General features: G+C 68.3%; 1 protein-coding gene. It reads left to right on the top strand.

The window, feature by feature from the left end; all coding sequences use genetic code 11:
• Position 1 precedes the first annotated feature (1 nt).
• A partial coding sequence (locus D7X55_RS47565) for an NAD-dependent epimerase/dehydratase family protein (protein ID WP_255425077.1) occupies positions 2-379 on the top strand: 378 nt, incomplete at its 3' end.

A 379-nucleotide genomic window follows, 5' to 3' on the forward strand; every position in this document is an offset into this window, starting at 1 on the left:
GCTGGAGGCCGGCCAGGCCGTGGTCGGCCTGGACAACTTCAACAATTACTACGACCCGCAGATCAAGCGCGACCGCGTGGCCGCGCTGTGCCCGTCGCTGGACCTGCGCGCGCTGGACCTGACCGACCGCGAGGGCCTGGCTGCGCTGTTCGATGAAGTGCAGCCGACGGCGGTGATCCATCTGGCCGCCCAGGCCGGCGTGCGCTATTCGCTGGAAAACCCGCACGCCTACGTCGACAGCAACCTGGTCGGCTTCGTCAACATGCTCGAACTGTGCCGCCACCGCGGCGTGCAGCACCTGGTGTATGCCTCCAGCAGCTCGGTCTACGGCGATTCGGCCACGCCGCCGTTCTCCGAGGACCAGCGCGTGGACCAGCCG

The organism is Corallococcus sp. AB049A (assembly GCF_003668885.1).
In the GTDB taxonomy this organism is placed as follows: Bacteria; Myxococcota; Myxococcia; order Myxococcales; family Myxococcaceae; genus Corallococcus; species Corallococcus interemptor.